This window comes from Metabacillus sediminilitoris (genome assembly GCF_009720625.1).
Classification (GTDB): Bacteria; Bacillota; Bacilli; order Bacillales; family Bacillaceae; genus Metabacillus; species Metabacillus sediminilitoris.
In genome coordinates, this window is the sequence record NZ_CP046266.1 from 3,644,756 (window position 1) to 3,665,412 (window position 20,657).

At 35.0% G+C, this 20,657-nt stretch carries 22 protein-coding genes and 1 riboswitch; all 22 genes read right to left on the reverse strand.

Translation table 11 applies throughout. The annotated features are described in order from the left end of the window. Window position 1 precedes the first annotated feature (1 nt). The 22 genes from flgB to ffh all read right to left on the reverse strand — a co-directional run bounded on the left by flgB (window position 2) and on the right by ffh (window position 20,646). Window positions 2–391, reverse strand: a complete 390-nt coding sequence (flgB, locus tag GMB29_RS17440; protein WP_136351467.1) for a flagellar basal body rod protein FlgB — start codon at window positions 389–391, stop codon at window positions 2–4. Between the two features lie 259 nt (window positions 392–650). Then, window positions 651–736, reverse strand: a riboswitch (cyclic di-GMP riboswitch). A 227-nt stretch (window positions 737–963) separates the two neighbouring features. Further along, window positions 964–1,743: a GTP-sensing pleiotropic transcriptional regulator CodY gene (gene codY / locus GMB29_RS17445; RefSeq protein WP_136351250.1), complete on the reverse strand. Its 780-nt coding sequence runs from the start codon at window positions 1,741–1,743 to the stop codon at window positions 964–966. Between the two features lie 31 nt (window positions 1,744–1,774). After that, window positions 1,775–3,178, reverse strand: a complete 1,404-nt coding sequence (gene hslU / locus GMB29_RS17450) for an ATP-dependent protease ATPase subunit HslU (RefSeq protein WP_136351251.1) — start codon at window positions 3,176–3,178, stop codon at window positions 1,775–1,777. 17 nt (window positions 3,179–3,195) lie between these two features. Further along, window positions 3,196–3,738 (reverse strand): ATP-dependent protease subunit HslV, encoded by a 543-nt coding sequence (hslV, locus tag GMB29_RS17455; RefSeq protein WP_136351252.1) that lies wholly within the window; start codon window positions 3,736–3,738, stop codon window positions 3,196–3,198. Window positions 3,739–3,763: 25 nt separating this feature from the next. Beyond that, window positions 3,764–4,672, reverse strand: a complete 909-nt coding sequence (gene xerC / locus GMB29_RS17460; protein ID WP_136351253.1) for a tyrosine recombinase XerC — start codon at window positions 4,670–4,672, stop codon at window positions 3,764–3,766. Window positions 4,673–4,735: 63 nt separating this feature from the next. After that, window positions 4,736–6,046: an FADH(2)-oxidizing methylenetetrahydrofolate--tRNA-(uracil(54)-C(5))-methyltransferase TrmFO gene (gene trmFO, locus GMB29_RS17465; RefSeq protein ID WP_136351254.1), complete on the reverse strand. Its 1,311-nt coding sequence runs from the start codon at window positions 6,044–6,046 to the stop codon at window positions 4,736–4,738. A 145-nt stretch (window positions 6,047–6,191) separates the two neighbouring features. Continuing rightward, complete coding sequence (gene topA, locus GMB29_RS17470) at window positions 6,192–8,267, reverse strand: type I DNA topoisomerase (RefSeq protein WP_136351255.1); 2,076 nt, start codon at window positions 8,265–8,267, stop codon at window positions 6,192–6,194. Window positions 8,268–8,736: 469 nt separating this feature from the next. Then, entirely contained in the window at window positions 8,737–9,639 is a 903-nt protein-coding gene (gene dprA / locus GMB29_RS17475; RefSeq protein WP_227551382.1) for a DNA-processing protein DprA, read from the reverse strand. A gap of 110 nt (window positions 9,640–9,749) precedes the next feature. After that, window positions 9,750–10,652: a succinate--CoA ligase subunit alpha gene (sucD, locus tag GMB29_RS17480; RefSeq protein WP_136351257.1), complete on the reverse strand. Its 903-nt coding sequence runs from the start codon at window positions 10,650–10,652 to the stop codon at window positions 9,750–9,752. A gap of 18 nt (window positions 10,653–10,670) precedes the next feature. Further along, the gene (sucC, locus tag GMB29_RS17485; RefSeq protein WP_136351258.1) at window positions 10,671–11,831 is read right to left on the reverse strand and encodes an ADP-forming succinate--CoA ligase subunit beta; all 1,161 of its coding nucleotides are present in this window, start codon (window positions 11,829–11,831) and stop codon (window positions 10,671–10,673) included. 209 nt (window positions 11,832–12,040) lie between these two features. Then, window positions 12,041–12,310: an EscU/YscU/HrcU family type III secretion system export apparatus switch protein gene (locus tag GMB29_RS17490; protein WP_136351259.1), complete on the reverse strand. Its 270-nt coding sequence runs from the start codon at window positions 12,308–12,310 to the stop codon at window positions 12,041–12,043. Then, entirely contained in the window at window positions 12,307–13,527 is a 1,221-nt protein-coding gene (locus GMB29_RS17495; protein ID WP_136351260.1) for a hypothetical protein, read from the reverse strand. The genes GMB29_RS17490 and GMB29_RS17495 overlap by 4 nt, the downstream gene beginning before the upstream one ends. 14 nt (window positions 13,528–13,541) lie before the next feature. Then, window positions 13,542–14,312 carry a ribonuclease HII gene (locus GMB29_RS17500; protein WP_136351261.1) on the reverse strand — a complete coding sequence of 257 codons (771 nt, stop codon included), beginning with the start codon at window positions 14,310–14,312 and terminating at the stop codon, window positions 13,542–13,544. 288 nt (window positions 14,313–14,600) lie between these two features. Next, a complete protein-coding gene (ylqF, locus tag GMB29_RS17505; protein WP_136351262.1) occupies window positions 14,601–15,461 on the reverse strand; it encodes a ribosome biogenesis GTPase YlqF in 861 nt (286 codons plus the stop codon). 19 nt (window positions 15,462–15,480) lie between these two features. Then, window positions 15,481–16,032 (reverse strand): signal peptidase I, encoded by a 552-nt coding sequence (lepB, locus tag GMB29_RS17510; protein ID WP_136351263.1) that lies wholly within the window; start codon window positions 16,030–16,032, stop codon window positions 15,481–15,483. Window positions 16,033–16,219: 187 nt separating this feature from the next. Next, window positions 16,220–16,564: a 50S ribosomal protein L19 gene (gene rplS, locus GMB29_RS17515; protein WP_136351264.1), complete on the reverse strand. Its 345-nt coding sequence runs from the start codon at window positions 16,562–16,564 to the stop codon at window positions 16,220–16,222. A gap of 137 nt (window positions 16,565–16,701) precedes the next feature. Continuing rightward, window positions 16,702–17,436 (reverse strand): tRNA (guanosine(37)-N1)-methyltransferase TrmD, encoded by a 735-nt coding sequence (trmD, locus tag GMB29_RS17520; RefSeq protein WP_136351265.1) that lies wholly within the window; start codon window positions 17,434–17,436, stop codon window positions 16,702–16,704. Further along, on the reverse strand, window positions 17,436–17,957 hold the full coding sequence (rimM, locus tag GMB29_RS17525; RefSeq protein ID WP_319941381.1) for a ribosome maturation factor RimM: 522 nt from the start codon (window positions 17,955–17,957) through the stop codon (window positions 17,436–17,438). The genes trmD and rimM overlap by 1 nt, the downstream gene beginning before the upstream one ends. Window positions 17,958–17,962: 5 nt before the next feature. Continuing rightward, window positions 17,963–18,343, reverse strand: coding sequence for a YlqD family protein (locus tag GMB29_RS17530; RefSeq protein WP_136351267.1), 381 nt, complete (start codon window positions 18,341–18,343; stop codon window positions 17,963–17,965). Between the two features lie 285 nt (window positions 18,344–18,628). After that, window positions 18,629–18,859, reverse strand: a complete 231-nt coding sequence (locus GMB29_RS17535; protein WP_136351468.1) for a KH domain-containing protein — start codon at window positions 18,857–18,859, stop codon at window positions 18,629–18,631. Between the two features lie 14 nt (window positions 18,860–18,873). Next, window positions 18,874–19,146 carry a 30S ribosomal protein S16 gene (gene rpsP / locus GMB29_RS17540; protein ID WP_136351470.1) on the reverse strand — a complete coding sequence of 91 codons (273 nt, stop codon included), beginning with the start codon at window positions 19,144–19,146 and terminating at the stop codon, window positions 18,874–18,876. Between the two features lie 156 nt (window positions 19,147–19,302). Continuing rightward, window positions 19,303–20,646 carry a signal recognition particle protein gene (gene ffh, locus GMB29_RS17545; RefSeq protein ID WP_136351268.1) on the reverse strand — a complete coding sequence of 448 codons (1,344 nt, stop codon included), beginning with the start codon at window positions 20,644–20,646 and terminating at the stop codon, window positions 19,303–19,305. Between the last annotated feature and the right edge of the window lie 11 nt (window positions 20,647–20,657).

Here is a 20,657-nt window from a genome sequence, read left to right on the forward strand (position 1 = left end):
GTTAATTTCCACCTTTTATGACTGTTTTTAATGAATTAAACTTACTGCTTAAACGATCAATTAGTGCGTTATATTGGATCTGATTTTTTGCAATCTCTGTCATTTCTTGGTCAATATCCACATTGTTCCCATTATGCTGGTAATTAGAATTCTTTTTCGTAAGTATCTGGAATCCATTTCCTGTTGTTCCAAAATCAATATGTTTATTATTTGTTTTATTTGCACTTAGTTTTTGAAGCTCATTATTGAAAGATTGATTAAAACGAACATCTTGAGCTTTGTAGTTTGGGGTGTCAACATTAGCTATGTTGTTTGATATCACTTTTTGTTTAGTAGTTGATTGATTTATTGCTTGTTCTAATTGGTTTATGGTATTTGAAAATAATTTCATCGTATCCCCCACAAAAATAAAAATCCACACGTATCGTATAGTGTCGAAATATGCTATTTGTTATCTTAATTGTATGAAATAATAGTCTTAAAGTCTATGAAGACTTAGAGAAAAAAAGTCGGATTTTCTCTTTATTTTCAAAATAGGGACTTTTTCCCTATTAAAATAAAATGTATGACAGCAAAAAAATACCCACCAAATAAGATTGGTGGGCAAAAGTTATATATTCACATAGAATATTTGACTTTTTCCAATCCTTTTCGGTAACCCGGCTACCATAGAGAAATTCTCCTTAGGTCCGCAGCTTTGCGTATCCTTCTTTCGAAGGGGTTGCTATTATCGAAGGTTTGTAATTTCATTTTTTTGCTAAAAATTGTGCGGCAAATTAAGTTTTTAGCCTATTCATATTTATTGCTAAAACTATATACATATAAAATAATTTTCATTTATATAATTTGTTTATTTACAATGCTAAATCAGGATATCACATTTCTCGACAATATTGCATATGATTTTTTTTCCATTTTCAGAATTAAAAAAGCACTTCAAGTTAACTTGAAGTGCTTTTTTGATTAATTTGATTTTAATTTTTCTAATTCCATTAGGAACTTATCATTTAATACTTTGATATATGTTCCTTTCATACCTAACGAGCGAGATTCAATAACACCTGCACTCTCTAGTTTACGTAGTGCATTGACAATGACAGAACGAGTAATCCCAACGCGATCTGCAATTTTACTTGCAACTAGCAATCCTTCGTTGCCGCTTAATTCTTCAAAGATGTGTTCAATTGCTTCTAATTCACTATATGATAAAGAACTAATAGCCATTTGAACTACAGCTTTACTTCTAGCTTCTTCCTCAATTTCTTCCGCTTTTTCACGAAGTATTTCCATACCGACAACAGTTGCTCCATATTCAGCTAAAATCAAATCCTCATCTTCAAATTGTTCTTCAACTCTAGCTAAAATTAATGTACCAAGGCGCTCTCCGCCCCCAATAATAGGTACAATCGTTGTTAAACCATTCTTAAATAACTCAGGATTTTCTACTGGAAAAGCTGTATATTCACTTTCAAAATTAATATTTGATGATGTTTCTGTAATATTAAATAGGCTATTTGTATATTCTTCTGGGAATTGACGATCTTCAAGCATCTTTTTCATTCGATCGCTCTCAATTCGTTGATTTATTGCAAATCCAAGTAATTTTCCTCTTCTACTTACTACAAAAATATTAGCTGTGATAACTTCACTTAAAGTCTCTGCCATTTCTTTGAAATTTACTGGTTTTCCCGCCGCTCGTTGGAGCATAGCGTTAATTTTGCGTGTTTTTTGTAATAGTGGCATGAATTATTTCCTCCTGTAGCATATTAAAATGTTATAAAATATATTGACTTAAATCTTTATTTTTTGAAATTTTCCCAAGCTTATCTTCAACATATTGAGGTGTGATAACGATATTTTCTAGATTAATATCAGGCGCTTCAAAAGAAAGGTCTTCTAAAAGACGCTCTAGAATCGTATGTAATCTTCTTGCTCCAATATTATCTGTATTCTGATTGACTTCGAATGCAACTTCAGCTATCTTACGAATAGCATCGTCAGAAAATTCTAATTGTATACCTTCCGTTTCAATTAATGCCTGATATTGTTTTAATAATGCATTATCAGGTTCAATTAATATTTTCACAAAATCATCAACACTTAACTTCGTAAGTTCAACCCGAATAGGAAATCTTCCTTGCAGTTCAGGTATTAAATCTGAAGGTTTTGCAATATGAAATGCTCCTGCTGCAATAAATAAAACATGATCTGTCTTTACAGGGCCATACTTTGTCACAACAGTAGATCCTTCGACGATAGGAAGGATATCACGTTGTACACCTTCTCTTGAAACATCAGCTGTAGACCCGCCTTTTGATTTCCCCGCAATTTTATCAATTTCATCTATGAAAATGATTCCTGTTTGTTCAGAACGAATAATTGCTTCTTGTGTTACTTCATCCATGTCAATAAGCTTACTTGCTTCTTCATTTATTAAAACGTTTCTAGCTTCACGTACAGTTAGTTTACGCTTTTTCCTTTTTTTAGGCATAAGACTACCTAAAGCATCTTGCATATTCATACCCATTTGTTCCATACCGGAACCTTGTAACAAATCGAACATTGATGCTTGTTGTTCTTCCACTTCAATTGTTACATAGTGATCCTCTAATTCACCTAATGCTAATTGATGTGAAATGCGGCGACGTTTTTCTTGTATTGTTGCTTCTTCATTATTACTATCTTCTTGCTCTTGTGATGTGTTCGAAGTACTGCCGAACAACATCTCTAAGGGATTTTTTACAGTTGATTGTTTCTTTTTACCTGGGACAAGCAGTTCGACTAAACGCTTATTTGCATTTTCTTCAGCAAGTCCCTTTACATCTGCGATTTTTTCTTCTTTTACTAATCGAACAGCTGTTTCAACTAAATCACGAACCATCGATTCAACATCTCGACCTACATATCCAACTTCAGTAAATTTGGTTGCTTCAACTTTAATAAAAGGCGCGCGGACAAGCTTAGCAATTCTTCGTGCAATTTCCGTTTTCCCAACACCTGTAGGACCAATCATCAAGATGTTTTTAGGAACAACCTCTTCACGAAGCTTTTCATTTAACAAACTTCTTCGATAGCGATTTCTAAGTGCAACTGCTACCGCTTTTTTTGCATCCTTTTGTCCGATAATATATTGATCTAATCGCTCAACAATTTGTTTTGGTGTTAGTTGATTATTCAATGTATTTGCCTCCCTTATTAAAGTTCTTCGACAATGATATTTTGATTAGTATATACACAAATTTCACCAGCAATAGTTAATGCACCTTCGGCGATATCTTTTGCTGATAAATGATCACCTGAGAACCGCTTTAAGGCTCTCCCAGCAGATAAAGCATAATTACCACCAGAGCCAATTGCCAAAATACCATCATCAGGTTCAATAACTTCACCTGTACCAGAAACTAATAAAAGATGCTCTTCATTCATAACAATAAGCATCGCTTCAAGTCGTCTTAATACTTTATCACTTCGCCATTCCTTTGCTAATTCAACTGCTGCACGCTGTAAGTTGCCGTTATACTCTTCAAGCCTGCTTTCAAAAAGCTCAAATAAAGTAAATGCATCTGCAACAGAACCTGCAAATCCAGCAATAACTTTTCCGTTAAAAATTTTACGCACTTTCTTCGCAGTATGCTTCATAACAACAGCATTTCCAAATGTGACTTGACCATCGCCAGCCATAGCCGCCTTGCCATTATGTTGAATCGCAAAAATTGTTGTCGCATGAAATTGAGACATTTTACTACCTCCTAAGTTTATGCTATTAGGCACGAGGGTGATGAGACATATAAATCCGTTTTAAATGATCTTTCGTTACATGGGTGTACACTTGAGTTGATGATAAATGTGAATGACCTAAAAGTTCCTGAACACTTCTCATATCTGCACCTTCATTTAATAAATGTGTTGCAAAGGTATGTCTGAACATATGAGGGTGAATATGTAATGTTAAGGATGTCTTTTTAATCATCTCATTAAGAACATGCCTAACACCACGATCTGTTAAAGGATTTCCTCGATTATTGACAAACAAATAGGAATGTTCTTCAGGTGTTTTCAGTTTGCTGAGTAATATTTTTCTACCTTGATGGATATATTGTTCAATTGCATCCTGAGCATAACTGCCAAAAGGAACATACCTTTGTTTACCACCCTTCCCATGAACAAGGACGGTACCTATATAAAAATCAATATCAGATAATCGAATTGCACAACACTCACTTACACGAATTCCTGTACCATAGAGGATCTCAATTAGAGCCTGGTTTCTTTGCCCTAATGGAGTGGTGCAATCAGAAATAGAAAATAACTTTTCGATTTCTTCTTCATATAGAAATTGCGGTATTTTTTGCTCTCTTTTAGGTAATGACACTAATGAAAAAGGATTTTCATTAAGCTTTTCTTCTCTGACTAGAAATTTAAAAAAGCTTCTTAACGATGAGATCTTTCTTGAAATTGTTTTTCTAGAATAATTCCTCTTATGTAACTGCGTTAAATATAAACGTGTATCATTATATGTAATTTCTTCTAGATGTAGGATAACTTGTTCTTTCATAAATAAAAAAAAATCCTCTATATCAGTGACATAATTCACAATTGTATATTGTGAATAATTTCTTTCAATTTGTAAATACTCAACGAAGAAATTTAAATAAATCTTTACATTTTCCATCATAACACCTCACAAGGGCTACTAAATGTTATCACAACTCTAGTAGCCCTTGCAAATAATTTTCTATAAATTTTTCGAAATTTTTTGAATTGTTTCTAATGCTCGATTAGCATGCATTTCATTGCGTTCTTTTTTACTTTTGATACGCTCTGGTAATTCAGCAAATATACCGAAGTTTGCGTTCATTGGCTGGAAGTTATCAGCATTTGCTGTCGTGATATATTTTGCCATGCTTCCAATAGCCGTGGCGTTAGGAAATTCAATTAATTCTTTACCTAATACTAGATGTGCAGCATTTAGCCCTGCTACTAATCCAGAAGCAGCTGATTCCACATATCCCTCAACACCTGTCATTTGGCCTGCAAAAAATAAATCTTCACGGTCTTTATATTGGTAAGTTGACTTTAACAACCTAGGGGAATTAATAAAGGTGTTACGATGCATAACACCATAACGTACAATTTCTGCATTCTCAAGGCCTGGAATTAATGACAGCACTTCTTTTTGCGGTCCCCATTTGAGATGTGTTTGAAAACCAACGATATTATATAGTGTACCTGCTGCATCATCCTGACGCAGTTGGACAACTGCATATGGTCTTTTCCCTGTTTTCGGATCTTCTAAACCAACAGGTTTTAAAGGTCCAAACAGCATTGTTTTTCTGCCTCTTTGTGCCATTACTTCAATTGGCATACAACCTTCAAAGAAAATTTCTTTTTCAAATTCTTTTAAAGGAACAGTTTCAGCTGCAATTAGTGCTTCATAAAAACGATCAAATTCTTCTTCTGTCATAGGACAGTTTAAGTAAGCAGCTTCCCCTTTATCATATCGTGATTTTAAGTACACCTTTTCCATATCAATGCTATCTTTCTCAATAATTGGTGCTGCTGCATCATAGAAATATAGATATTCCTCACCAGTTAATGACTTCAATTGTTCTGATAGACTTTTAGATGTTAGCGGACCAGTTGCGATGATTGTTGGACCACTTGGAATTTCCCCTACTTCTTCGTTAATTACTGTAACATTAGGATGACCCTTTACAAGCTCTGTTACCTTTGCTGCAAATTCATGACGGTCAACAGCTAACGCTCCACCAGCAGGAACGGCACATTCATCAGCCGCTTTAATAATAACAGAGTCAAGGATTCTCATCTCTTCTTTTAACACACCAACAGCATTCGTTAGTGTATTTGCTCTAAGTGAATTACTACAAACTAACTCGGCAAACTTGTCTGTATGGTGTGCTGGTGTTTGTTTAATTGGTCTCATTTCATACAAACGAACCTGTATTCCTCTTTTAGCTAATTGCCATGCAGCCTCGCTTCCTGCTAATCCTGCACCTATTACATTTACAACTGTATCTTGATTCATGTTTGAAATACCCTCCGTCTACTAACATTACAAAAACTTGGCAATCGCCAAGTCTTAGGTGGCACAAGCCATATTTTCACCTATCTAAAATCCTATGGTTATAAATTCTAATAGCATAAAAGAGGTGAGCATTTAAGCGGCCCACCTACTTTTGTTGTTCTTCTTTATAATCACATTCAATACATTGTACTTGAACGCCTTTTTTAAGTTTTTTCTCAACAAGCATATTATTACATTTTGGACAACTTCTTTCAATTGGTTTATCCCAAGAAAGAAATTCACATTCTGGATACTGGCTGCAACCATAAAAAATTCTTCGCTTTTTCGTTTTACGTTCTACGATTGTACCTTCTTCACAACTTGGACATTTAACACCAATTTCCTTAACAATTGGTTTAGTATTTCGGCAATCTGGGAAATTTGAACAAGCCATAAATTTACCAAATCGACCCATTTTATATACCATATGGTGTCCACATTCTTCACAATCTACTCCTGCAGGCTCATCCTTTATTTCGATTTTTTCCATTTCATTTTCAGCTTTTTCTAGTCTTGGTAAAAAATCTTTGTAAAAATCATCAATGATTTTGATCCACTCAATATGTCCTTCTTCCACTTCGTCAAGACTATTTTCCATGTTAGCAGTAAACTCAACATTAATGATTTCCGGAAAAAATTCCATAATAAGTTCAAGAACAATTTCACCTAATTCTGTTGGAATAAATCGCTTATTATCAAGTGCAACATACCCTCTTTTTTGGATAGTATCCAATGTAGGAGCATATGTTGAGGGGCGGCCAATCCCTAACTCTTCTAACGTTTTAACAAGTCGCGCCTCTGTATAGCGTGGAGGTGGCTGTGTAAAATGCTGAGCTGGTTCAATATCTTTTGAAAAGACCTCATCACCTTCTTTTAAATCTGGTAGAAGTCGGTCCTTTTCTTCAATTTGATCATCATTCCCTTCAACATACACTTTCATGAAGCCAGGAAATTTAATTTTTGAACCAGTTGCGCGAAACATGACACCATTGTTTACAATATCTACACTCATTGTATCTAAAATAGCTGAAGCCATTTGGCTTGAAACGAAACGCTCCCAAATGAGCTTGTATAGTCGCAATTGATCTCTGCTCAAGAATTCTTTCAATGATGAAGGATCACGAAGGGTTGAGGTTGGTCGAATTGCCTCATGAGCATCTTGAGTATTTGTATTTTTCTTTACAGCTTTTCCTTGTGTTCCAAGAAATTCTTTTCCGAATTTATCTTGAATATATTGAGCGGCCTCTGTTTGAGCAGTTTCAGAGATTCTTGTAGAGTCTGTTCTCATATATGTGATTAATCCAACTGTACCATCTTTCCCTAAATCAATACCTTCATAGAGCTGCTGAGCAATCATCATTGTTTTCTTTGCTCTAAAGTTTAATTTTCTCGCAGCTTCTTGTTGTAAGGTTGAAGTAGTAAAAGGGACTGCCGGATTTCTTTTACGTTCCTTTTTGGTCACTTTTTCAACAGTAAACCTATTACCATCTATCTCTTTTAAAATTTCTTTAACGTCCGCTTCAGATTTTAACTCTCTTTTCTTACCATTAACTCCGTAAAAAGCTGCATCAAATTCCTTTTGACCTTTTAAAAATTGACCATCAATTGACCAATATTCTTCTGGTATAAATTCTTTGATTTCTTTTTCGCGATCGATAATTAATCGAACTGCAACTGACTGTACTCGCCCAGCACTTAATCCTTTTTTTACTTTTTTCCATAGTATAGGACTTATCTTATAGCCGACAAGACGATCAAGGATACGTCTTGCTTGCTGTGCATCAACAAGATCCAAATTGATAGATCTTGGATGCTTGAACGATTCTTGTATAGCATCTTTTGTTATTTCATTAAATACAACCCTACAGTCTGAATTTATATCAACATCCAGACTGTGAGCTAAGTGCCATGCAATCGCTTCTCCTTCGCGATCCGGATCGGCTGCGAGGAAGACTTTCTTTGCTTTTTTGGCAGCAGTTTTTAATTCCTTAAGTACAGAACCTTTACCTCTAATTGTGATGTACTTAGGCTCAAAATTATGTTCTACATCTACACCGATTTGACTCTTTGGTAAATCACGTACATGTCCCATTGATGCCTTTACTTTATATTTTTTACCAAGATAACGTTCAATTGTTTTTGCCTTCGCAGGTGATTCAACTATGACTAAATAGTCCGACATGCAATTAGTCCTCCTTAAGAGGTATTCTCTCTTTATGAATTCTTTTGTATTTATTAAAGTATCGTGTAAACGTGAATGACATTTTCAATTCACAATATTAATGAAGAGACCTACCTAAACCGGTTTTTGATTTTATTGAAAGAATGAACATTTTAATAGTAGAAAAACGTAAATGTGAATTTCTTCTATATTAAAAATTTTTGTCTTAATATCTTCTTTGTTAAATAATAAACCCCTAAAAATGGTAGTGGTTTATAAATCTCCACTATTATTAAATATTCTTATGCATTTTGTCAAACAAAAACAAAGAAATTACACTTATCATATACTAATTCATTAAGAAAGAACATGAATTTTTTCACTAAATTAACAATTTTTGTTTCTACATAACATACTTGTACTATTTTTAACACGCATCATGTCTTTTTTTAAACAAGTTTACGTGTAAACTTGTTTGATATGACAATAGTCAAGCTTTGCTTGCAACTTCATTTGGTTCCATTGGAAATTCTTCCAGTATATCTGATGCATTTTGTACTAATTTTGCTCCACTTTTAATTAATTCATTTGTGCCTAAACTTCCTTCTTCAAATATCGATCCAGGTACAGCAAATACTTCTCGATTTTGTTCAAGAGCCTGTTGAGCTGTTATTAATGATCCACTTCTTTTCTTTGCTTGGATGATAACTGTACCAAGTGATATTCCACTTATTATTCTATTCCTCATTGGAAAATGCCATTTTAGAGGTTGTGTTGATGGAGGGTGTTCTGAGAGGATAAGATGTGTCTTTATCATTTTTTGAGCTAAAGAAATATTTTGTTTTGGATAAAGGTGAAATAAGCCACCTGCAATGACGGCTATCGTTTTACCACCATTATTTAACGCAGTCTCATGTGCAAATGTATCAATCCCTTTCGCTAATCCACTAACAATTACCCACTCATCTAATATTAGAGGCTTTAATAGATGTTCTAACGATTCTTTTCCGTATGCAGTTGGATATCTAGTACCAACAACACTGATTAATTTCTTTCTGTTTGCTAAATTGATATTTCCTAAATAATATAAAAATGGCGGTGGATCCGATATCTCTTTTAAGAGGTAAGGAAATTGCTTATCCGAAATAGAAATAAATGAAATATTTTCCCTTGTATAATGGTTAAAAATCAATTCAAAATTAAGTGCCTCATAGCTTTTCTTAATCTCATAAATTTTATCTTTTTTCAGTTTAAAATAATGTTCCCATTCTTTTTCAGATAAGGTATAAAAAATGCTTAACGATGGATCAAGTTTATATAGCTTATATATAAGCTGACTACTCATTCCTTTACAATGTGATAATAAAAAGAACTTTTTAGTTATACTTTCCATGTTCTCCTCCATTTTTTATTCACTTGATTACTATTAAAATAGTAAAGTTTTTTGCAAACTTCAAAAAGGAACAGGTATTTACCTGTCCCTTCATATACACATACATATTATTAATGTGTTTTACATTTCTCGTATAAACCTTGCTCTTTAAGAACTGAAATAAGTGTTTCACCCATAACAGATGGTGTTTCAGCTACTTTAATACCGCAAGCATTCATTGTTTTGATTTTCTCTTCAGCAGTACCTTTACCACCTGAAATGATCGCTCCAGCATGACCCATACGCTTTCCTGGAGGTGCCGTTTGACCACCGATAAAGCCTACAACTGGTTTTGTCATATTCGCTTTAACCCACTCTGCAGCTTCCTCTTCGGCAGTACCGCCAATTTCACCAATCATGATAACAGCATACGTGTCTTCATCTTCGTTGAAAGCTTTAAGAACATCAATGAAATTCGTTCCGTTAACAGGATCTCCACCAATTCCAACAGCAGTTGTTTGTCCAATTCCTGCTTGTGTTAATTGATGTACTGCTTCATATGTAAGTGTTCCAGAACGAGAAACAACACCTACATGTCCTTTCTTGTGAATGTAGCCTGGCATAATACCAATTTTACACTCATCTGCAGTAATAACACCTGGGCAGTTAGGTCCAACAAGGCGAGTCTTTTTGCCTTCCATGTAACGTTTTACTTTAACCATATCTAATACAGGAATATGCTCTGTAATACAAATAACTAAATCAAGTTCTGCGTCTACACCTTCCATAATTGCATCAGCAGCGAATGGAGCAGGCACATAAATAACAGATGCTGTAGCACCAGTAGTTTGAACTGCTTCTTGTACTGTATTAAAAACAGGTACACCTTCTACTTCAGTTCCACCTTTACCAGGAGTTACACCACCAACAATTTTTGTACCATATTCAAGCATTTGCTTTGTATGGAAAAGTGCTGTTGATCCAGTGATCCCTTGTACGATTACTTTCGTATCTTTATTAATAAATACACTCATGTTTGTCCCCTGCCTTTCTTACCCTACTAATGAAACGATTTTTTGTGCACCGTCAGCCATTGACTCTGCAGAAGTTATATTCAATCCAGACTCATTTAAAATTTTCTTACCTAACTCAACATTTGTTCCTTCAAGACGTACTACAAGTGGAATCTCTAATCCAACTTGTTTAGTTGCTTCTACAACACCTTCAGCAATGACATCACATTTCATGATTCCGCCGAAGATATTAACGAAAATACCTTTAACATTTTGATCAGAAAGAATGATTTTGAAAGCTTCTGTTACCTTTTCTGCAGTTGCACCGCCCCCAACGTCAAGGAAGTTAGCCGGTTCTCCGCCATAAAACTTAATAATGTCCATTGTAGACATAGCAAGGCCTGCACCATTAACCATACAGCCAATGTTACCATCTAGTGAAATATAGCTTAAGTCATATTTAGATGCCTCAATTTCTTTTGCATCTTCTTCTTCAAGATCACGGTATTCAATAATGTCTTTATGACGATATAACGCATTTGAATCAAAGTTTAATTTTGCATCAAGTGCCATTACATTTCCATCACCTGTTACGACTAATGGATTAATTTCCGCTATCGAACAGTCTTTTTCAACAAATGCTTGATATAAGCCCATCATGAATTTTGCTGCTTTTCCAACCAATTCTTTTGGAATATTAATATTGAAAGCAATTCTTCTAGCTTGATAGCCTTGTAATCCAACTGCTGGATCAATTACTTCTTTAAAGATTTTTTCAGGTGTTTTCTCTGCTACTTCCTCAATTTCTGTTCCACCTTCTTCAGAAGCCATAAGAACAACACGAGATGTAGCACGATCTAATACAAGACCTACATAATATTCCTTTTTAATATCACAGCCTTCTTCGATAAGTAAGCGTTTTACTTCCTTACCTTCCGGACCTGTTTGGTGTGTTATTAGTGTTTTACCTAGAATTTCATCTGCATATGTACGCACTTCATCAAGGTTTTTAGCAACTTTAACCCCACCTGCTTTACCACGGCCACCTGCATGGATTTGAGCTTTTACTACAACTACATCTGTTCCAAGTTCTTTTGCAGCTTCAACTGCTTCATCTACAGAAAAAGCCACTCGTCCATTTGGTACAGAAACTCCGTATTTACGAAGGACTTCTTTTCCTTGGTACTCATGGATATTCATTTGCCATCCTCCTAACCTATTTGCACGAATAGTAAAAAATATTACGCTTTCATTTTATATTAATAGTTTATACCTTGTCTAGCATTCTGGACAAAATAGTATGTTCGTTTAAAAAAATAAATTTTTAACAATTATCTTATTTGGGAGTTAAATATACTGAGTAATTAAATGAAAAATCGCCTAGACAAAGATTTATAGGGGGTTGTCTCCTATAAATCTTTGTCTAATTTATAGATAAAAGCAAATATTTCAGCAACAGCTTCGTACAATTCTTCTGGTATTTGCTGATGGATTTCGAGACTATCAAGCAGTTCAACAAGTGCCGGGTTTTCATGAATTTGGATCTCATGTTTTTCAGCTGTGTCCAATATTTCCTTTGCTACGAGTCCATTTCCTTTTGCTATTACTTTCGGCGCATGTTCTTTTTCGTTTTCATATTTTAGTGCAATTGCTTTTTTTTCATTTTGATTCTGTTTCATATTTTTAGATCAACTCCCTTATAGGAGGTTGTGACATGTGTAAAATTAGACCCCTCTATGTTCATTCCTTGAGGAATATCCTTTTCGTCAAAAGGTTTAATTTGAATAGAAGTCACATAAAAATTCATTTTATTTAATGCTTCCTTTAATTCATTACTATAAGAAGCCACTTTGTTACTAAGTTCTCCGCTATTATTTCTAATCGTAATATTCATTACACGGTTTTGGATTTGAACATCAATCATTAACTCTTTTAATTTAGGGAGTTGTAAATAAAATAATATCCGACAAAATGCCGGATCTATTGTACCATCCGCTTGTTTTTTACCATTCCATTGTACTGTCAAATCTGTCTGATGATTGTTCATAAAAAGTGGTATGTGAGAAATCATTTCTTGGGTAGGACCATTATCTTGATATAGTAATGATTGACCATTTAATCTAAAAACTAGTTGATCAATTTGTTCTCGTAAACTAGGTAATAGTACTTCTTTACTAGCAAGGATTAACGAAGTTTTGAGAGAGTATAATTCTTTCATATTTTCTCTTACATTGAAATCGATTTGTTTATGAATAAAATTAGTAAGTAAATCTGATAATTGCTTACTTCCAGGAAATTGGTGCTCATCATGTTGAAGTATGTTAAATAAATGATGAATTTGTTTAGCTAAAGGTATATTTGATTGAGTTTCCTTTAATGATCTAACAACCACTTCTGTTAACGGAAAATCTTTCTTAATGGCGGTAATAATCGTTTGGATAGCCTCCATTCGATCACTTTTAGGCATCTTATTTAGTAAAGATGCTGCTGTCATAAGCTGCTCCTTAGTTATTGGAATATTTTCTTTAATAAATTCATTTGTTAACATCATATTTTCTTTAGAAGTTTGTTGTTGAAATAAACTTAATAAATCCTTCGCTGCAGCTAAATGAATGTGGTTATTCCCTTCAACTTGCTTAACGATTTTCAAGTTCATTACTGATTGTTCTGATCCTTTCACTTTAAACCAATATTTTCTCATCACATCAATAGACGTTTCGAGTTGAGCTACAAGTTTTGTATTTCCTACTTGAATAAGGGCCTTTTGCTCTGGAAAATGTTTTAATACTTGTCCCATTACAATTTGATTTTCTTTTAAAGCAAGCTGATTATGAGGACGTGACATTTGAGATGTTGCATGTTGGAAGAGTTTCGTTATGACAGATATATGATCCATTTTTACACTCCTTCCTAAATGTCTAACAGCTCTCTCACTGGTGCAAAACTTTTTCGGTGATGTTCTGTAATTCCATGGGTTTTCATTGCAGATAAATGGTATTGTGTTCCATATCCCATATGCTGACCAAAACCATATTGAGGAATCTTTTTATCAAGATCCATCATCATTCGATCACGGGTAACCTTCGCAATCACAGAGCTGGCAGAGATTGTTACACTCTTAGCATCCCCTTTAATAATGGAGTCTTGGTCAATTGGCACATCAAGCTTCATTGCGTCAAGTAATAAATAATCGGGTTGTAATGTTAAATCTTTTATTGCAGATTTCATTGCAAGTTTTGTCGCTTCATAAATATTTACTTTATCAATCACCTCTGGTGTAATAATACCAATCCCGATGTCTAGGGCATTTTCTTTGATCAATTCGTAAAATTTGTCTCTCATTGCAGCAGAAAGTTTCTTAGAATCTGTTAAACCTGGTATGTAGCAATCTTCTTTTAATATGACTGCTGCAGCAACTACAGGACCTGCTAAGGGACCTCTCCCTACTTCATCAATCCCTGCTATCAATTGAAACCCCCGCTTACGTGCTTTTCTTTCATAACTTAACATATTATAAAATTGTTGTTCGTTCATTTTTTCTTGTTTATACTTTTTTAACCATTTTTCTACAAGTTGTTGTACTCCTTTTCTTGAATCTGTTCTGCATTTTTCTAGAAAAGGATCACTTTCATTTGTTATTTCTGCTAATTTAGCTTGAACTTCTTTTGTTGTTAATTGCATTGTTCATAACTCCTCAGTCATTACATCTCTATTTATTATATCGGCTAGTAAATAAATTAATAAAGGCCCGCAAATTTGCGAGCCAATCTTTCTTTATTTATGAATGGCAGTACTAGCTTCTCTAATCACTTACCATTATAAGCCAATACGGCGTAACAGAACGGAAAATCTGCCAAACGACCTCTTAAACCATCCTGGTAAGACGAAATCGAAAGTATGCGACGTTCTAAAGCCTGATAAGTAATACTTTTATTGATTGATAAAGCTGCCCAAAAGATATAGTCTAATTTATTGCTCGATGAATTGTCCTGGATTTTCAAAAGATATTCTTCCTAATTTATCTGAGCGAATTTCTCTTACTACTAATTCAGAGGTTTTATCGTAATCAATATAGCCTCCTGGCATCATACAACCACGCCTTTTTCCAATTTCATCAAAAAGGTCTACAATTTCTTCAGGAAGCTCATCTAAATTGTAACGATCTTTTAGTCGATTAGGATAGTGTTCCTTTAGGAAATTTAGTGCAAAGACAGTAATCTCTTGCAAATTTAGAATTGTATCCTTAATTGCTCCAGTCGTAGCAAGTTTAAAACCAACGAGCTGATCTTCAAACTTTGGCCAAAGAATTCCTGGAGTATCTAATAGTTCTAGTTCTTTACCAACTTTTACCCATTGTTGAGCAGTTGTGACGCCTGGTCTATCTCCTGTTTTTGTTATATTTTTCTTTGCAAGGCGATTGATTAACGTCGATTTTCCAACATTAGGAATTCCAATGATTAGCGCTCGAATTGCTCGTGGCTTTATTCCCTTTGCAGCCATTTTATCAAATTTTTCTTTTAATAACGTCTTAGCTAATGTTGTAATTTGTTTTAAACCAGTACCTGTATGTGCATCTATTGCTAATGCCGGAATATCTTTTTCCTTAAAATATTCAATCCATTGCTTTGTTATTGAATCATCTGCTTTATCAGCTTTGTTAAGCAAAACGATACGAGGTTTAGATGATATAATTTCATCTATCATTGGATTTCTTGAAGACATTGGGATTCTTGCGTCAACAAGTTCAAAGACAATATCAATTAATTTAAGCTTTTCTGTGACCTGTCTCCTAGCTTTAGCCATATGTCCTGGAAACCACTGGATTGTCATAATTAACACCTTCTTTTTATTACTCAGCAAATCTTAAATCAGTTATGGGCCAATAAACTAAACTTGTCTTGCCCATCACTTCTTCTATTGGAACTGTACCAATATGTCTACTATCCTTGCTTTGTCTTCGATTGTCACCCATGACAAAGATATGCCCTTCAGGTACAGTTGACTGTCCAATAATATTTTCTAGTTCAAAAGGCTCTGTAAGCGGCCCATCTATTAGTTGGTTTTTATATTCGTCAAGATATGGTTCCTCAACCTTTTCTCCATTAATATACAGAGTATCATTTTTATATTCAACATGATCTCCAGGTAAGCCGATTACTCGTTTGATATAATCCTTATCAATTGTTGCATGAAAAACAACAATGTCAAAACGTTTAGGTTCACCGAATTTATATGAAAATTTATTCACAATCATTCTATCTTGTGTATGTAAGGTTGGCATCATGGAGTGTCCGTCAACAACAATAGGAGCAAAAAAGAAGTATCTTATGACGGCTGCTAATAGAATGGCAATAACCAATGCTTTAATCCATTCTAAAAGTTCATTTTTCTTTTTTGTCATCATTTCCACCTACTCTAGCAATCAATATGACCACTTACTTCTTACTATTATACCCATTCTAGTTTAGGAAAATCGGGTTATATAACTTATTGAAAAAGGAGCTTGTTAAAAACAAGCTCCTTTTTCAACGATACGGACAGCAGTAGCTGACTCATATATCCTGAGACTTAGCAATTGCTAAGCGATATTATCGAATTTCTTTAATACGTGCAGCTTTACCACGTAATTGACGTAGGTAGTAAAGTTTAGCACGGCGAACTTTACCGCGACGGATAACTTCTAACTTCGCGATCTTTGGTGTGTGTACAGGGAAAGTACGCTCAACACCTACACCGTAAGAAATCTTACGTACTGTAAATGTTTCACTAATTCCACCACCACGACGCTTAATCACAACACCTTCAAATACCTGAATACGCTCACGAGTTCCCTCGATAACTTTAACGTGTACACGCACTGTATCACCAGGACGGAATGAAGGTAGATCAGATTTTAATTGTTCTTTTGTGATTTCTTCGATTAGTTTTTGCATCGTTTTCAACTCCTCCCAACAGATGCTCATTCCAACATATAAAATTGCAGCGGAACATCGTTTTAAAGACTGCTATGTAATAAACAACAGCAAGTCACGAGATTTATCATAACATATTGATGTTTTCCCTGCAAGGGTTACTTTTCATTTTCCCATTGTTTGATGAAAGATTTTTGTTTTTCTGTTAATGGGTATGTTTTCAATAAATCTGGTCTTCTTTGGAAAGTTCTGCGAAGAGACTCTTCCTCACGCCATTCCTCAATTCGTTTATGATTACCAGATAAAAGAACGTCAGGAACCACCATACCTCTAAAGTCAGCAGGCCTTGTGTAATGGGGGTGCTCAAGCAAACCAGAACTGTATGAATCTTGTACAGGTGAATCCTCATTCCCTAAGACCCCTGGTAATAAGCGTACGACACTATCTGTAATCACCATAGAAGCAAGTTCACCGCCTGTTAAAACGAAATCCCCTATTGAGATTTCATCTGTAACAAGATGCTCTCTAATTCGTTCATCATATCCTTCATAATGACCACAAATAAAAAGTAAATGATCTTCTGTAGCCAATTGTTCTGCTTTTGTTTGTGTGAATCGTTCACCTTGTGGACAAACAAGAATGACCTTCGGTTCTGTTTCTGCTTGTTTCCTAATCTCATCTACAGCATCAAAAATGGGTTGTGGTGTTAGGACCATACCCGCGCCGCCACCATAAGGATAGTCATCAACATTTTTATGCTTGTTTGTTGAGTACTCACGAAAATTAATGACACGAAACTGAACTGCCTCTTTTTCCTGTGCTTTTTTTAAAATGGATTCATTTAATACGCCATGAAACATTTCTGGAAAAAGTGTCAAAAAATCGATTTTCATTAGTCTAGTAATCCTTCCATTGGAGTAATGATTACTTTCTTTTCTTCTATATTAATTTCCCTAACAATATCGTCAATGTAAGGGACAAGAAGATCTTTACCGGTTTTTCTCTTCACAATCCATACATCATTTGCACCTGTTGCTAATATTTCACGAATGGTTCCAATTTCATCACCTTGATCTGTATACATTTGGCAGCCAATTATTTCATGAAAATAATACTCTCCTTCATTTAGATCAGATAATTGTGATTCATCTATCTTTAGTAAAGAACCTTTAAACTGCTCAACATCTTGAATGTTATGCATCCCTTTAAACGTTAGCAAGTCAAAATTTTTATGAATTCGATGACTTTCTACAACAACCTCAATTGGTTCAGTCGATCCTTCTTTGAAAATAAATAATGTATTACCAGGCTCATATCTTTCCTCAGCAAAATCTGTTTTCGATATAACCCGTACTTCTCCTCTAATTCCATGCGTATTTACAATTTTCCCAACATTAAACCATTTCTCTGCCAAATTCATCACCCCAGGCGTATTTGATCTACAATTCCGTCTTTTATAACGATTGTTTTTTCACTCATCAATTCATTCCAATTGTCACCAATATTTACCTTAACAATGGCTTGTACTTCTTTTTCCTTTAGTTCACTACCAATTGGTAATGTATGTACTTGTTTCAGCTGAAATTCAACGAGCTTAATTTTGTCTCGTCTTTTATCAATCTCTTTTAAAAATTGTGTTGCAAGCTGGTTGTTGGACTTCTCAACTTTTTTGTACTCAAAGTATAATTGATCACACTCTTGCTCTAGCTTTTTTTTCTTAGTAGTAAACTGTACGATTAACTCATGTTTACTTGTTTCTGTTAAGATTTGTTTCACAGTTACTTGGTGGAGTATATTCATATTGTTCCTCCCCTTTGTGAGCTTAATACCTATAAAGAAAAGCGTAAGCGCCTGTGTAGCTCCGAAAAGCTTAAGACGAGATAGAATAAAAGGTGTACTTTACCTTTTATTTTAGATTGGCTTATGACTCGAGGAGCTAGGCGCTGAAGCTAGACACCATAGAAAAGCGCAAGCGCCTGTGTAGCTCCGAAAAGTATAACGAACCAGTAATGAAGATGTATATCATTATATCTGTATTTGATTCAATCGTACAAAAAAAGGTGAGGAACACGATCCTCACCTTTTTCAGTCATTAATTTCTAGTAAAATTCTTTTAGATGAAGTAGATCCCGCTGCATAGACAACAGTTCGAATTGCTTTTGCTATTCGGCCTTGTTTTCCAATAACTTTGCCAATGTCATCTCTTTGAACTGAAAGACGAAACGTAATTTGATTCTCTGTTTCAAGTTCATTAACTTCAACATGTTCTGGCGAATCAACAAGCGGCTTAACAATTGCTTCGATTAACTCTTTCATCTCATTTACAGTCATTACTTGCTGTATTTCGCGTTATGGAATTTCTCCATAATGCCTTCTTTTGAGAACAAGTTACGTACTGTATCAGAAGGTTTAGCACCGTCTTGCATCCATTTCAACGCTAATTCTTCGTTGATTTTTACTTCTGCAGGTTGTGTAACTGGATTGTATGTTCCAACTACTTCGATGTAACGTCCATCACGTGGTGAACGAGAATCTGCTACTACAATACGATAAAAAGGAGATTTTTTTGCTCCCATACGTTTTAAACGAATTTTTACTGCCATTTTATAAAGCACCTCCGAAAATGTTTCAACAAGATAGTATATTATCAAATAAGTGATACGATGTAAAGGTTTTTTTCTTGTCAGAAGAAAATTCCTTTATTATTACCAATAAATGGTACTTAATGTTTGTTTCTAACCAGCTTTTACATAAAGATCTTACATAAAAGGAAATTTGAAACCACCTTTTTTCTTACCCTTTGACATGCTTGTCATTTGCTTCATCATTTTTTTCATATCTTCAAATTGCTTTAAAAGACGGTTTATTTCTTGAACAGAAGTACCGCTTCCCTTTGCAATTCGTTTTTTTCGTGAAGCATTCATGATTTCAGGATTCTGTTTTTCAAGCTTAGTCATTGATTTAATAATGGCTTCAACATGACTTATTTGCTTTTCATCAACCTGAAGGTTTTTGAGTCCTTTTACCTTATTGGCGCCAGGAAGCATTCCAATTAAGTCTTCTAGAGGACCCATGTTTCGAACCTGCCCTAACTGCTCAAGGAAATCATCGAAGGTAAAGGACATTGTTCGCATTTTTTGTTCGAGTTCTTTTGCCTTTTCAGCATCAACATTTGTCTGTGCTTTTTCAATAAGGGTTAGTACATCCCCCATACCGAGAATACGTGATGCCATTCGTTCTGGATGGAACGGTTCTAGGGCATCGAGCTTTTCTCCAAGACCAACAAATTTGATTGGTGTATCTGTAACAGAGCGGATCGATAAAGCAGCTCCACCTCGTGTATCACCATCGAGTTTCGTTAAGACAACACCTGTTAAGCCCAGCTGCTCGTTAAAGCTTTTGGCGACATTAACTGCATCTTGACCTGTCATTGCATCAACAACAAGGAAAATCTCATCAGGCTTAGCAATGGCTTTTACCTGCTCCAACTCTTCCATTAATGCTTCATCAATATGAAGTCGACCTGCTGTATCGATGATGACATAGTCATGATGTTCAGCCTTTGCATGCTCAAGAGCTTTCGTAGCTATTTCAACTGGGCTTACTTGATCACCTAAAGAAAAAACAGGCATATCTAATTGCTTACCTAATGTTTGCAATTGCTTAATAGCTGCAGGTCGATAAATATCTGCTGCGACAAGCAATGGCTTTCGATTAAATTTCTTACGCAATAGATTTGCAAGCTTCCCAGTTGTTGTTGTTTTACCAGCACCCTGTAAACCAACCATCATAATGACAGTTGGCGGACGGTTTGAAACAGCAATTTTGCTCTGCTCGCCACCCATTAATTCGGTTAGTTCCTCTTTAACAACTTTGATGACCTGTTGCCCTGGTGTTAGGCTTTTCATAACCTCCTGGCCAACAGAACGTTCACTGACGCGCTTAACAAAGTCTTTGACGACTTTGAAGTTTACATCCGCTTCAAGAAGTGCAAGACGAACCTCTCTCATCATTTCTTTAACATCAGCTTCCGAAACTTTCCCTTTACCGCGAATTTTTGCCATCGTATTTTGCAGTCGGTCGGCTAATCCTTCAAATGCCATAATGCCGCCTC